Consider the following 12677-nt stretch of genomic DNA (forward strand, 5'->3'; position numbering starts at 1 on the left):
CAGTACCCCCAAGGAACAAAGGAACACCATGTCCAAGCGCATCGACGTCAAAGACCTGAATGTCTACTACGGCAATTTCCTGGCCGTCGAGGACGTCAACATCAACATCCAGGCCAAGTCCGTCACGGCTTTCATCGGCCCGTCCGGCTGTGGCAAGTCCACTTTCCTCCGCACGCTGAACCGCATGCACGAGGTCCTTCCCGGCGCACGCGTCGAGGGCGAGGTCCTCCTGGACGGCGACAACCTCTACGGCCCCGGCGTGGACCCCGTAACCGTCCGTACCCAGGTGGGCATGGTCTTCCAGCGCCCCAACCCGTTCCCCACCATGTCCATCCGCGACAACGTGCTGGCCGGCGTGAAGCTGAACAACAAGAAGATCTCCAAGGGCGCAGCAGATGCCCTTGTGGAGAAGTCCTTGGTGGGCGCCAACCTGTGGAACGAGGTCAAGGACCGCCTGGACAAGCCCGGTTCCGGCCTTTCAGGTGGCCAGCAGCAGCGCCTCTGCATCGCCCGCGCCATTGCCGTTGAGCCCCAGGTGATCCTCATGGACGAGCCCTGCTCCGCGCTGGACCCCATTTCGACACTGGCCGTCGAGGACCTCATCAACGAGCTCAAGGACCAGTACACCGTGGTGATTGTGACCCACAACATGCAGCAGGCTGCGCGTGTGTCGGACAAGACCGCGTTCTTCAACATCGCGGGCACCGGCAAGCCGGGCAAGCTGATCGAGTTCGCTGACACCACCAGCATCTTCAACAACCCCGGCCAGAAGGCCACGGAAGACTACGTCTCCGGCCGCTTCGGATAAGGGTTCGCAGGTTCCGGCTTCTGGGGGGAGTCGGCACAGAACGACGGCGGCCGTCGCCTTGGGGGTACGGCCGCCGTCGTTTTTTCTTGTCCAACTACAGGTCTGCGAGGGGCGAGAACGCCAGCTCCAGGATGAAGGCAGCGGCGGCTGTGACCAAGGGAGTCACCAGCCAGAACAACAGAATCCTCCGGACCAGGCGCCTGTTGACCGTGTGGAAGCGTTGGTTGACCCCCGACCCCAGCACGGACGCGGTCAACATGTGGGTAGTGGAGAGCGGCAGATGGAAACCGATGGCGCCGATAAAGAGCATCACAGAGGTCAGCGTCTGAGATACGAAACCCCGCAGTGGATCCACCCGGATGAGCTTGTGGCCCAAGGTATGGGAGATCCTCCATCCACCGAACATGGTGCCTGCAGTCAGCATGACGGCGGTGAGAAGGAGGATCCAGAGAGGCACATCGTTGCCACCGGATAACCCTGCTGCCACCACGGCGAGCAGGATCACCGCAGCTGTGCGCTGGCCATCCTGCAGCCCGTGGCCAAAAGCAACCGCGGCGGCCGAAATGGCTTGGGCGCGGCGAAATCGCCGGTTGACCACGTTGGGCTGCGTGTACCGTGCAGCCCACGTCACGGGCCACACCAGCAGGTATGCCGCCACAAACGCGATGACGGGCGAAAGAATCAGGGGCAGCGCCACCTGGGTGAGCAGGATGTTGTCCAGGCCTCCCAACGCGTTTCCCCCGACCAGGACACTCGCCGCGCCAGCGCCGATCAGTCCACCTACCAATGAGTTGGTGGAGGACAGCGGGATGCCGCGCCACCACGCGTACACTCCCCACAGGATGGCTGCCGTGAGGGCCGAGGCGAGGATGGTCAGGCCGCTGGTGCCGCTCGGCAGGGTGATCCAGGACTGGGTGAAGGCCAGGATGAAAGTGCCGCTGAGCATGGCGCCCACAAAGTTGAAGATGGCGGCCAGGAGCACCGCAATGGAGGGAGTGAGTGCGCGGGTCCGCGTGGAAAGTGCGACGGCGTTGGAGACGTCGCGGAAGCCGTTCAGGAATGCGAAACCGGAAGCCAGGCCAACTACCAGGACCAGGATGGCGATGGTCACGTCATGATTCCTTGACGATGATGCTGCCTACCTGCGTGGCGACCTTCCGCATGTCCTTGGTAACTTCCACCAACTGGTTGGCGATGTCCCGGTGCCGCGCGTATTGCGTGGATTTCATGTCCTTGAGCATCTCGGCCACCCAGATCCGGTGGGTCCGTTCTGCGCGCTTTGCCAGCCGGAGGATCTCGATCCAGTAGTCCTCAAGCTCGTCCAGGTCTTCGAGTTTCCGCATGGCGTCCACGGTGAGCTCGGCCTGCCGGCTGATGATCTCCAGTTGGTCGGCTGCCCGTTTGGGAAGTCGGTCCAGCTTGTAGAGGGCTACAAGGTCACCGGCGGCGTCGAGTTTCTCCATGGCCTCGGTGAGGTGGCGGGACAGCGTGTACATGTCCTCGCGGGGGAGCGGGTTCACAAAGCTGGTGCGCATGTGGGTCAGCAGGGCGAAGTGCAGGTCCAGGGACTTGGACTCGTGTTCGTGAAGTTCTTCGGCGAGGCGCTCGTGCTCGCTGGCTGGGGCTCCAAGAATTTCGGAGAGCGTCCCGGTGCCGGCCACGATCACACTGGCCATCTGCGCGAGGAGGACGAGCCCGGCAGGTTCCTGGGGGAAAAGGCGCAGCTTCATATCGCTTTCCGGGCTGGGGACGGATGGGCGTGGGCGGCTTGACTTGACGCAGCCCATTTCGGTCCCAACTTTACCGGTCCATTCAGTGCTCCAGTGAAGGGCGGGGGTGTGAAGGGAAGAAGTCCCCATCGCAACGCCTCCGGCACTGTGAAAGACTGGGCAAGCTCCGGATTAATCCACTCAATGGGGGAATTATGCGACTCAATAATGTTGTGAAAATCACCAGCCTCGCGGCAGCTGGAATGCTCGCGCTCAGTGCCTGCGGCACCACGACGGCGGGCTCGACGACGGGTGGTGCCGAATCGTCGTCGTCCTCGTCTCCTTCTTCGTCAGCCTCGGCGTCAACGTCGGCCTCGCCCTCCGCTGCCTCTTCCGAAGGAGCCGGGACCTCCTCCGGCGCTTACACCGCCGCAGCCTGGGCGCTCCCTATTTCAGATTCGGGAGACAAGCTTGGCTCGCTCAAGGGCGATAGCTTCAGCGTGGACATCTACCAAGTGGCCACGGACGTGGCGTCCAAGGACAGCATGTTCGTGGACAAGGACACCAAGGAGAACCTGCTGAAGAAGGGTGCGCCTGTGGTTTACCTGAACTACGTGGTCACCAACACTTCATCAGCAGATATTCCCCTGAGCCACTCCCTGGTCACCCCTTCGGCCAAGTACACGGACTGGAAGTACCTTGGCGGCATGCCATCGGACTCCAGCAGTGACGGCTACAAGAAGCATGGGCTTTCCAGCACCGGAACCAAGCTGAAGGAAAAGGCCCCGTTCGTGCTAAAGCCGGGGGAGTCGTTCAACATTGCGGAGAACTTCGCCTACACGGCCGGTAAGGAAACGGAGATCAAGGCGACCTTGACGCCCCAGGACGCTGCCGGCGATCTGGATCACGACAAGAAGGAAACGGCGGACACCACGGTCACGCTGAAGTAATTCCGACTGCATTTGCCCGGGTCCGTCTCACTGCGGTCCCGGGCAATCTGCGTCCGGGCATAAAAATGGTGCCGAACCGGATACGCCTCTCGGCGGTAGGCCGCTCGAAGCGGCTATAAGTTGAAGCCCGGGGGTTTCGCGGTTCGACACCAGTTTTAGTTTTCACCGTCCGGCGGGCTAAGTCAACATTGACAGTCCGGGGTCGGCGTGGGTACGTTTCGCCCTCTTTGTTGGCTAGTCCAGCTCGCCCAGACGCCATGCATTGGCGGCGTGCTCAAGGTCCTCGGCCGTTTTGACGAGCTGGTGCGAGTTGCGGGTCAGCTTGCTCGCGTGACTTTCATTGCTGTGCTCTGCGCCGTCGGCGAGGGTCGCCTGGCCGAGTGCCACCACGCGGCAGAAAGCAGCGGAACGTTCCAGCGCGACGTCGAACTCGCCGTCGAACGCGCCGGACAAAATGGCGTCAGCCATGGTTTTCATTTCATCGGCTCCGGGCGGCTCCGCTGCGCCGGCGACGACGTTGGAAACCTGCGCGGTATCGCGGCCGGCCCTGAAGTAGACGGAGATCTTCTCGGGGTTCTGGATGGTGGCGGCGCGGAGGGCGTAGAGCCTCCAGAGCGCGCCGGGAAGGCTGCGGGCGGGGCTTTCGGCCCACATCTCGGCGATGGCTTCCAGTCCCTGCTCATCGGCCAGTTTTACGAGGCGACGGGTGACCTTGGGGTCGTCGCTGTCGCGGCCCCGCCTCACCAAGGCCTGCGCAGCAAGGTGGGCGGCCTCGGAAACCCGCGCGGGGTCTGCCCCGCCGGCGAACGGTTCAAAATCGATCGGAGCAAAAGGCTTGGGTTTGTGGTGCCTGTTTGCTCCGCCGTACGCGCGTGGTCCTGGCTGTTCGCTCATGAGTTCACCGTACTCCTGTGCTCTGGTGGGGTCGAGTAACGGTTGCCGGGCTGCGCCGTTGCCGGGGGTGTGCCTTCACCACCTGCTTTGGCGCCGTCCCGGGTCCGACACGCCGCTGCCGCCCCGCGCCGCCGTCGAGCGTTCCCCCAAAGAAGGTGACGACGGCGCACGTCACCTTGAGTTCCTCGTCTGCCTTGACGTTGGGGTACAGTATTCATGGCTGTTTCTACAGCTGGAGGGGCCTTTAGCTCAGTTGGTAGAGCATCGGACTTTTAATCCGTGGGTCGTGGGTTCGATCCCCACAGGGCCCACCCTCCTAATCCCCCGGAACCACGCGGTTCCGGGGGATTTTTTATGCACCGCCGCTTTTGAGCTTGGTGGCCTATTTGGTGGCCTATCCGCTCCGGCGCTTTCGGAACGCAGCGAAATCGACCACCGTGGAGGGTGCGGCCGGTGCGGGCTCAGGTTCCGGTTCTGGCTCGGGATCGGGGGACCAGAGGGCGTTTCCGATCTTGCGTGCTGCGTCCACTTTCATCTCGTCCAGGACGTGCTGGTATCGGGTGAGCATGGACATCTGAGACCAGCCCATGATGTCCATGACGACGCGCCCGGGCACGCCCATGAGCAGCAGGACGGTGGCGGCTGTTTGGCGCGAGTCGTGCACGCGCACCTCATCGACTCCGTTGTCAGCCAGGAACGTCTTCCAGGCTGCGTGGTCTTTGCGGGCGTCGTGGGCTTTGCCGTTGCGCTGGCTGAAAACCAGCTCGACGGTCTCGCCGTTGGCCGAAGTGAACGGCGCCCACCGCTCGCCTTCCTCGGTGCGGATCCGCAGCTGCTCACGCCGGTGCACGCGGAAGGCCTTCACCAGGTCATCGGGGAGAGGGACGTCGCGCTTGCCAGCCTTCGACTTCGGTTCGCCTAGGTAGAGGCCGCCGCCGTGCCGTTTGGGGCAGTCCGCGCCGCGCTTGCCTCCGCAGCTGGGCTTCTTCTCAGCCGCGTCCGGGCATCCATGTTGCCACGGCAGCCGGAACAGCTCCCGGTGGATGCTCAACTTGCCGCCGTCAAGGTCCATCTTGTCCCACGCCAGCCCCAAGACTTCGCCCTGACGCGGCCCCATGGCCAAGGACAGCAGCCACCGGGCGCCGTTCTCATGGTCAGCCGCTGCAGCCCGTACCAGCTTTTTGGCATCAGCCGTCGTGAGGATCTGCGGTTCGAACGCGGCCGCCTGCGGGCCGTCCATCCGGTCCGTCGGATTCGTCGCTATGCGCTGCCGTTGAACAGCGATCTTCAGAGCCCTGTGAAGGATACGGTGCAGCTGCGCGATAGTGCTCTCAGACTTGCCCAGTTCACGCATGCCGGCGTACGCCAGCTCGAAATGCTCGGGCTTGAGTTTGTCCAAGCGGACCTTGCCAAGCGGCTTGTCGTCGACCCAGACCCTTATATAGGAGCGGTAGCCGACCATCGTCCGTGGACGCACGCGCCCAGAGGTTGGTGCGATGGTTGTCAGCCAGTGGTCCAGCCAGGCCTGCAAGGTTGGTGGCCTGGAAGCTGATAGGACGCCGTCCTCTTTATGGCGAAGGGCATCGCGCAGCGCCCTATTCGCTTCCGCTCTGGTTGCCCCGTACACAGGGCGGCGCCGGCGTTTGCCGTTGGCACCCACTCCGAGGTCCACCTCTGCCCGCCAGCGGCCGTCTGGCAGCTGATAGGCCTCGGCGCCGTCGCCTTTGGGTCGCCTCTTCTTGGGCTTCTCTGGTTCGGACATGGCTTCCCCTCCATGATGCAAGTTTGTGCAGACGAGGCCGTCCGGCGCTCGCGTGCGTGGATGTCAGTGCTGCTGTAGTTCGACGCCCAGAAGGATCGCCCACTCGGCCTCGGTGAGGCTCGTAAATCGGTCCCGGAGGACTTCCGGCGTGACCCAGAGTTCGTCGGCCAGTTCCCCGAAGGAGCGCGACCAGGCAAGTCCTTTGACCATGTGATCCATCCGCACGAGTCGCCGCGCCGTCTCAGCGCGAACCTCAGCTTCTATAGCTGGCGGTTGGCAACCAAGGTGCTTTCGCTCCAGATGGATCAACTCGTGGGTAACTGTGCAGCGTCGTTCAACCTGGTCGAGGCTTTTGTCGAGCCAGATGATGTCCACCCCGTTGGTACGCCCAGGAGCGCCGTCAGGCATGACTACCCACGACAGCCGAACGTGGGCTAAGGCTCTAAGCGCTCTCCAGGGATGAAACACTCAGTGGACACTAGTAGCGAGGGCTGACATTCGAGACGAGTTACGCGGAAGGCCGTGGGTTCGTGTGGTGCCATCTGAACGCGCTGTTGATGAACATGGCCGTCACGAGGAGCCCGCCGAAAATCACTGATGCGGAGGACGAAGCTAGCCACGGTGCTCCTTCCCATTTCGGGAACATGGCACCAATGCCAGCCACAAAGGACGCCACAATCGTCACCAAGTAACCGCCAAAGATTATGCCCCGGATCCAGGGGCCATAGCGGGCAACTAAGTTGTGAACAGCTTGCCCGGTCAGCGAAAGAATGGCCGCACCGGCCAGAGAAAGCCCGGCTGTGACGCCTCCAAGAGTGGCGATATTCGTAAGCCCGGCTTGTAGTTCGTCGTCTTCCACCTTTGCCTGGGCAATCAAATTGCCGAAGCCAATGCTGGACCAGGCCATCAGGGCCACAAGCACCGCAAGGGCGATCCAAAGCGAGACCATGCTCTGTTTCTTGCTCTTGGACTTGGGCATCCCCACCACCATTCGTCTACCGCAGCTTGGCCAGGTCCTCGAAGTCCTGGATGTATGCCTCCACTATTTCAGAGACGGCCGACGAAGCAACGATCGCCTGTCCGTGCTGGCCCAGTTGGATGGTTCTCTTGCGCGTCATCCGCTGGGCAAGGAGGTCGATTTCGCCACGGGGGATGTCATCGCCCGGGTCTTTATCGACCGTCACGCGAGCAACGTCCAGCTCGCCAAGATGACTCCCGAACTGCTCCATAAACCAGTCCATGGATGCAGCTGTGTCGTCTTCGTAGTGCTCCGGGTTTCGCTTCTTGATGTGCCTGATTCGGAATTCAACCTCGTACTCGCCCTCGTACTCAGGACCAAGAAATAGGTCCCGCAGGGGCCCGGAGTCTGTGCTCGTAACAGTGCCACCGACCTGCATACGCCGGAGCCGGCTGGCCCGGTTAAGGATCTTTCGGCGTTCCGGATCAATGACAGGCTGCGCCGCCCAGTGGAAGTTGTGCTGAGGAAGCTTGTTCTGATCCCGCATGACATGAGTAAGCCAGGCAGCAATCGCTTTCGGCCGTGCTGACGAGACTGACTCCTGAAGCACAGCCATGATGTTGCCGAAGGGGAGGAACCAAACAAAGAGGTTGTCAATGGGTGCATAGCCCTCTTCAACGGTGACAGGCTTCTGCTCTCCGGTGCCACGCTGCGCCTGATTCGGCAGGTGGTCCTTATCAGTGGTGGCAACCAAGCCATACACCGTCTCGCCCATGGACTGGGTCAGGTTGTTCAGGCTGGCTGGCGTCAAGAAGTTCTGCCAGGCTTCGTCAGATTGAAGGGTGAATACCTTCCCTGTGATCTCTTTGTTGAGAATCAGATGGGTGATGGGTGCCCCATAGGCCGTCTTCAGGATCTCGGCCCAATTCTGTTCAGCGACCGGCTCGTTCGTCGCGGCGTTGACCATCCGCCAATACTGCACGGTTCGTGTCAGGTTCTTCTTGGCCACAGCCGCCCCCTTTTTCTCCCTGCGCCTCGTTGGGCGACTATCACTTACTAGTTGTCTTATGAATTGGTGCGACTGGGCCTTGCGAACCCGAGTTTACTTCGCACTTGAGGTGAATTTGGCAGCTAGATTCGCCGCGGTATCTATGAGCGCGGCACTGGAGGTAACCGGCTGCTCGCCTTTCAAGGCCGGGTGTTCCCCAAAGGCTCTGCCCGCGAAGTTCTTTATCAGCTCGTCCTTGACCTGACGATCGTCAACCGCCGCCAGATACGCCTCGAAAGTCTGGAGCTGCACCGCCAGCGCCTGGGCCCAGTTGGCGAGCGACCGATGCTGGTGGGCCTGCTTGGCGAAGTACCCGGCAAGAGCGAACACACCTCCGAGAAACACCACCTTTTGCGCGAGTCTGACCCAGATCTGGGCACCTTCAACGGAGCCGAAGACTTCTTGCGGCAGCAAGAGGAAGATCAGGGCGGCAGCGCCGCCGGCTATCGCAAACTGGACCGTCAGCTTCCTGAACCGGTCAGCGTTCTCAATCTCATCCTTGCCGAGCTTTGCGTAATAAGTCGACATGAGGTTTTGCCCTGTGGCGCCCGAAGCACGTTTCGCAGCTGAACGGGCTTCTTCTGTCTCAGCCACCGCAGTTTCTTGTCGTTTCCGCAGCCGCTCGTCCAGGTCAGCGTCGAACTGTAATAGCTCTTCCTGCACTTGATGCAGTGAATCGGTTGCTTGTTGCAGGCCGATCGGCCCATGAATGTTGAAGGCCGAAGAACGCCGCAGGGCGGCTCTGAGCATTGTGAGCAGTTTTTGAGCGTAGAAGTTGATCGTCGTTAGCTCGGTCAGTGACTGGAATGTCTGAGTGATCTGGTTGGCTGCAAACTGAAGCTCTTGGAGATCGCTTCCTCGGAGCCAGTGCGACTCCTCATGGCCAAGAGGCGTCTGAGCAAACGTTACGCGCACATGTTCATTCGAAAGCAGATGGATCCACATTTCGATTACGCGTGCCGCAGTCTCAACGTCGACATTATCGCCGTCGTTTAGTAACGCGGCGAACCCCGGCATCGCTTCTGACAGTGTGCTGAGCTGCTTGGAGATTCCCTCAATCCACCGGAGGCGGTTGCCGTATCCCTCGCTGTTGGTGGGGTTCAGTGCAACAGGAGAGGAACTGTCAGTGGTGGTCATGTTCATCTCCCTGCGACTCTTCGCCTCGCTGCGCCCATTCGGATTCGCGGTCTTTGTGTCGTGTGGGGCCCGTATAGGCCGCAAGGTCCTGCCAGTTTTCCGGCAAAGGGATATTGCCATCAGCCGGCGCGTCAGGGTTTGCCGGGACTACTGCCAGTCCGGTCTTCTGTCCAGGGCGAGCGTTACGGCGCTTGCCGGCATCCCGGATGTCGGTTGGCTGTTCCTCTGCATCGGTGTTGCTTGCATCTGCGCTCTTCTCCAAATCCACGAGGACCCGCACCATGTCGAGTACAACCTTCCGCGCCTTCGGCGAGAGGTTGTCGACACCAGGAGGGAGTTCCTCCGCGAACGGTGGGCCGGGGACAGTTTGTCCCGCGGCCGTGAACGCAACCTCGTCTGAAACGCCGGCCAGCCATGCCAAAGCACGCAGGGTGCCTTCGCGTGGCTTCGACTTGTACAGGCCCTGGCGGATCTGGTTGATCGTCGTTGCCGTCACCTGATGGCCGTTCTTGGCCGCCAGCTGCGCCAGGCCGAGGCCTGATGCGTCGCGATACTGGGCCGCAAGCTCGACCAGTTCGCTGAGGCTCTGAGGTTGGTTCACAACTATGACTCTTCCTGATGGTGCCGCCGTTTAGTAAGGGGCGAGCTGCAATCTGAATACAAGTAACTTGCTCATCTTTGCAGAGTTTAGAAGGGCTGTCTCACTTGTGAGTTTGACAAGTAGTTCAAGATTAGAGATATTGAACTTGTAAAATTCACAAGTGGAGGACAGAATGGCTATGCAGACAACAAGGCGGCGTCCGTCGCTCAATCGAAGGGATACGTGGATGAAGGTCAAAGACCCGGCCGCGCTCCGTCGGTGGCGAAAGCAGCAGCGGTTTTCCCAGCAGCAGCTGGCAACCCTCATCCGGCGCTCGCAGCAGACAATTCACCTCCTCGAAACCGGGGGGATGAAGACCTGCACGGAAGGCGTGGCCATTGGAATAGCGGCCTGGTTGGGCGTGCCATGGCAGGAGCTTTTTGAGGCCGAGGAGCATGACATTTTGCCTCCAGTTGCAGATTCAACACATGCAATCTATGCGGACCGGAAGAAAAGGATGCACGCATGAGCGGCTGGGAATCGAAGCTGGAAACGCTCGACGCGGCCCGGGAAGGGATGTCAGCGGATGAACGCAGAGCCTTCAACAGTCGCCTTATCGGGGCGCTCGCTGCATCTCACATCAGCACGAGGGTGTGGGCCGAGGCCATCGAAAACGCAAAAGACTCCGGTGCCCTGTCGGCCGGATGCGTACTGCTGATGGACCCGAACAGCGAGGTGTACTCGGCGGAACGCGCAGAATAGGCGGCTCTTACAACTCCGGAAGACATGGAAGTCAGCCTAGGAGCCGGAACTCACGCCAAGAAATCCCTTGACTCCCACACCAACACCACGTCAGCATGGTTTCTATAACGTTGTAAATCGGCAAGCTGAACAAATAGACCAGCAGACAAGGACCCACCCTTTGGGAAACCAAGACAACCCCACGGCCAAAATCACCATCGACCCCACCTTCGTCGTGGGTCCCGTCAGGAGGAAGACATTCGGCGCCTTCGTTGAGCACCTCGGACGGTGCGTCTATACGGGCATTTTCGAGCCCGGGCACCCGAAAGCGGACGACGACGGCTTCCGCACCGACGTCCTCGACCTCACCAAGGAACTCGGCGTCTCCACAGTCCGGTACCCGGGCGGAAACTTCGTCTCGGGGTACCGCTGGGAAGACGGAGTGGGACCCAAGGAGGACCGCCCAACAAGGCTCGACCTCGCCTGGCACTCCAGTGATCCCAACCTGGTGGGCGTGGACGAGTTCGCCAAGTGGTCGGAGAAAGCCGGGGTTGAACCCATGATGGCCGTGAACCTGGGCACCAGGGGAACCCAGGAAGCGCTGGACCTGCTGGAGTACTCCACCATCAAGGGTGGAACGGCCTTGTCCGAACAGCGCAAGGCGAATGGCGCCGTCGAGCCTCACAACATCAAGATGTGGTGCCTCGGCAACGAGATGGACGGCTTCTGGCAGATCGGCCACAAGAAAGCCGGCGAGTACGCGCGGGTTGCCGCCGAAACGGCGCGGGCGATGCGCATGGTCAACCCGGACTTGGAACTGGTGGCTTGTGGAAGTTCGGGACCAACCATGCCCACGTTCGGCGAATGGGAGCGCGTGGTCCTCAATGAGACGTACGAGTTGGTGGACCTGATCTCGGCGCACCAGTACTTTGAGGACTTCGGGGATCTGCAGGAGCACCTCTCCGCAGGACACCGGATGGAGGCCTTTATCAAGGACCTGGTCTCGCACATCGACCATGTGAAGTCGGCCTACAAGTCCGGGAAGCAGGTCAATATCTCGTTCGATGAGTGGAACGTCTGGCACATGTCCCGCGACGAGTCCAAGGTGCCCACAGGCGACGACTGGCCAGTGGCGCCAGTGCTCCTCGAGGACCGCTACACGGTTGCCGACGCCGTGGTGGTGGGAGATCTTCTCATCACGCTGCTGCGCAACACGGACCGCGTCCACTCCGCGAGCCTTGCCCAACTGGTCAACGTGATCGCACCCATCATGACCGAGCCGGGTGGGCGGGCCTGGAAGCAGACCACGTTCCACCCGTTTGCGCTCACTTCGCAGAATGCCTCGGGCACGGTGTTGAACCTCGCCGTCGAATCCCCGCTGCTGGAGACCGAAAAGACGGCGGGCGTCACCGCCCTGTCAGCCGTGGCGACCTTTGATGCAGAAGCCAAAGAGGCCGTGGTGTTCGCGGTGAACCGCTCGGCGACGGACGCGCTGACGCTGGATGCCGCCGTCGGAAGCCTTAACGCAAGCAAAGTCATTGAGGCCGTCACCTACTCGAACAAGGACCCGTACTGGCAGGCCACTGCCGACGACTCGACGTCGGTCCTGCCGTCCGAGAACGTCAGTGTAAAGCTCGACGGCGGCCGCCTCACCGCCGGGCTTCCGGCCGTGAGCTGGACCATGATCCGGTTGTCGCTTGAAAACTAGGCGATCTGCTGCGTGCCGTCGTGGAACATGGGGTACGCGGAGATCGGTGTGACCGTAGCTGACGGAGTTGGTTCCGGTGCCTGCGATGCGGGTGCCGCAGCCGGCTCGTCAACGGTGACGATTTCCATGGACTCCATGTCCAGGAGCCGCCTGCTCCCGGTATCGTCCGTCAGCCAGAAGAGGTCGGTCCCCGCGACGGTTTTGACCACGGTGCCCCGGTGATAAAGGCGGCCGTTGTGCCAGGCCTCGATGTAGTCGCCGGGGCTCAGCCGGTGCGGTTCTTCCGTGCTGCCCGGCATGGTGCCGAACGCCTGCGCCAGGCTCGCTTGCGTTTTAAGTGCTTGGAAAAGATCCCTGTTTGCGATGCTCATGTCTGTTCCCC

At 61.4% G+C, this 12677-nt stretch carries 15 protein-coding genes and 1 tRNA gene; 6 read left to right on the forward strand and 10 right to left on the reverse strand.

Translation table 11 applies throughout. The features are described from left to right. Nucleotides 1-28 precede the first annotated feature (28 nt). The gene (pstB, locus tag QF015_RS20255; RefSeq protein ID WP_011772968.1) at nt 29-808 is read left to right on the forward strand and encodes a phosphate ABC transporter ATP-binding protein PstB; all 780 of its coding nucleotides are present in this window, start codon (nt 29-31) and stop codon (nt 806-808) included. Between the two features lie 94 nt (nt 809-902). Here the strand turns inward: pstB and QF015_RS20260 are convergent, their stop codons facing one another. Both QF015_RS20260 and QF015_RS20265 read right to left on the reverse strand, forming a co-directional pair. Then, complete coding sequence (locus QF015_RS20260; protein WP_429390555.1) at nt 903-1919, reverse strand: inorganic phosphate transporter; 1017 nt, start codon at nt 1917-1919, stop codon at nt 903-905. Nucleotide 1920: 1 nt separating this feature from the next. Beyond that, on the reverse strand, nt 1921-2538 hold the full coding sequence (locus QF015_RS20265; RefSeq protein ID WP_310203885.1) for a DUF47 domain-containing protein: 618 nt from the start codon (nt 2536-2538) through the stop codon (nt 1921-1923). Between the two features lie 212 nt (nt 2539-2750). Here QF015_RS20265 and QF015_RS20270 point away from each other — a divergent pair, with 212 nt between their 5' ends. Next, complete coding sequence (locus QF015_RS20270) at nt 2751-3467, forward strand: hypothetical protein (protein WP_310203882.1); 717 nt, start codon at nt 2751-2753, stop codon at nt 3465-3467. A 234-nt stretch (nt 3468-3701) separates the two neighbouring features. Here the strand turns inward: QF015_RS20270 and QF015_RS20275 are convergent, their stop codons facing one another. Then, nucleotides 3702-4361, reverse strand: a complete 660-nt coding sequence (locus QF015_RS20275; RefSeq protein WP_207595776.1) for a hypothetical protein — start codon at nt 4359-4361, stop codon at nt 3702-3704. A gap of 238 nt (nt 4362-4599) precedes the next feature. On the opposite strand from QF015_RS20275, the gene QF015_RS20280 reads away from it, so the two are divergent. After that, a tRNA-Lys gene (locus QF015_RS20280) sits at nt 4600-4672 on the forward strand. Between the two features lie 83 nt (nt 4673-4755). Here QF015_RS20280 and QF015_RS20285 read toward each other — a convergent pair. The 6 genes from QF015_RS20285 to QF015_RS20310 all read right to left on the reverse strand — a co-directional run bounded on the left by QF015_RS20285 (nt 4756) and on the right by QF015_RS20310 (nt 9867). Beyond that, on the reverse strand, nt 4756-6123 hold the full coding sequence (locus QF015_RS20285) for a tyrosine-type recombinase/integrase (RefSeq protein ID WP_429390556.1): 1368 nt from the start codon (nt 6121-6123) through the stop codon (nt 4756-4758). Nucleotides 6124-6186: 63 nt separating this feature from the next. Continuing rightward, nucleotides 6187-6531 (reverse strand): ImmA/IrrE family metallo-endopeptidase, encoded by a 345-nt coding sequence (locus QF015_RS20290; protein ID WP_429390557.1) that lies wholly within the window; start codon nt 6529-6531, stop codon nt 6187-6189. A gap of 100 nt (nt 6532-6631) precedes the next feature. After that, nucleotides 6632-7102, reverse strand: coding sequence for a hypothetical protein (locus QF015_RS20295; RefSeq protein ID WP_429390558.1), 471 nt, complete (start codon nt 7100-7102; stop codon nt 6632-6634). Between the two features lie 16 nt (nt 7103-7118). Next, entirely contained in the window at nt 7119-8090 is a 972-nt protein-coding gene (locus tag QF015_RS20300) for a hypothetical protein (protein WP_429390559.1), read from the reverse strand. A 93-nt stretch (nt 8091-8183) separates the two neighbouring features. Next, on the reverse strand, nt 8184-9266 hold the full coding sequence (locus QF015_RS20305; RefSeq protein ID WP_429390560.1) for a hypothetical protein: 1083 nt from the start codon (nt 9264-9266) through the stop codon (nt 8184-8186). Beyond that, nucleotides 9253-9867 (reverse strand): helix-turn-helix domain-containing protein, encoded by a 615-nt coding sequence (locus tag QF015_RS20310; protein WP_429390561.1) that lies wholly within the window; start codon nt 9865-9867, stop codon nt 9253-9255. The genes QF015_RS20305 and QF015_RS20310 overlap by 14 nt, the downstream gene beginning before the upstream one ends. A 226-nt stretch (nt 9868-10093) precedes the next feature. On the opposite strand from QF015_RS20310, the gene QF015_RS20315 reads away from it, so the two are divergent. From QF015_RS20315 to QF015_RS20325, 3 genes are all read left to right on the forward strand, one after another. Then, nucleotides 10094-10375 (forward strand): helix-turn-helix transcriptional regulator, encoded by a 282-nt coding sequence (locus tag QF015_RS20315; protein WP_429390562.1) that lies wholly within the window; start codon nt 10094-10096, stop codon nt 10373-10375. After that, nucleotides 10372-10608: a hypothetical protein gene (locus QF015_RS20320; RefSeq protein WP_429390563.1), complete on the forward strand. Its 237-nt coding sequence runs from the start codon at nt 10372-10374 to the stop codon at nt 10606-10608. Before QF015_RS20315 ends, QF015_RS20320 begins: the two co-directional genes overlap by 4 nt. A gap of 160 nt (nt 10609-10768) precedes the next feature. After that, nucleotides 10769-12295 (forward strand): alpha-N-arabinofuranosidase, encoded by a 1527-nt coding sequence (locus tag QF015_RS20325; RefSeq protein ID WP_429390564.1) that lies wholly within the window; start codon nt 10769-10771, stop codon nt 12293-12295. On the opposite strand, the gene QF015_RS20330 is transcribed toward QF015_RS20325, so the two are convergent. Continuing rightward, nucleotides 12292-12666, reverse strand: a complete 375-nt coding sequence (locus QF015_RS20330; protein WP_429390565.1) for a hypothetical protein — start codon at nt 12664-12666, stop codon at nt 12292-12294. The two genes, QF015_RS20325 and QF015_RS20330, sit on opposite strands and share 4 nt — an antisense overlap. Between the last annotated feature and the right edge of the window lie 11 nt (nt 12667-12677).

Origin of the sequence: Paenarthrobacter sp. TE4293, assembly GCF_050435325.1 — a bacterium.
GTDB lineage: Bacteria > Actinomycetota > Actinomycetes > Actinomycetales > Micrococcaceae > Arthrobacter > Arthrobacter nitroguajacolicus_C.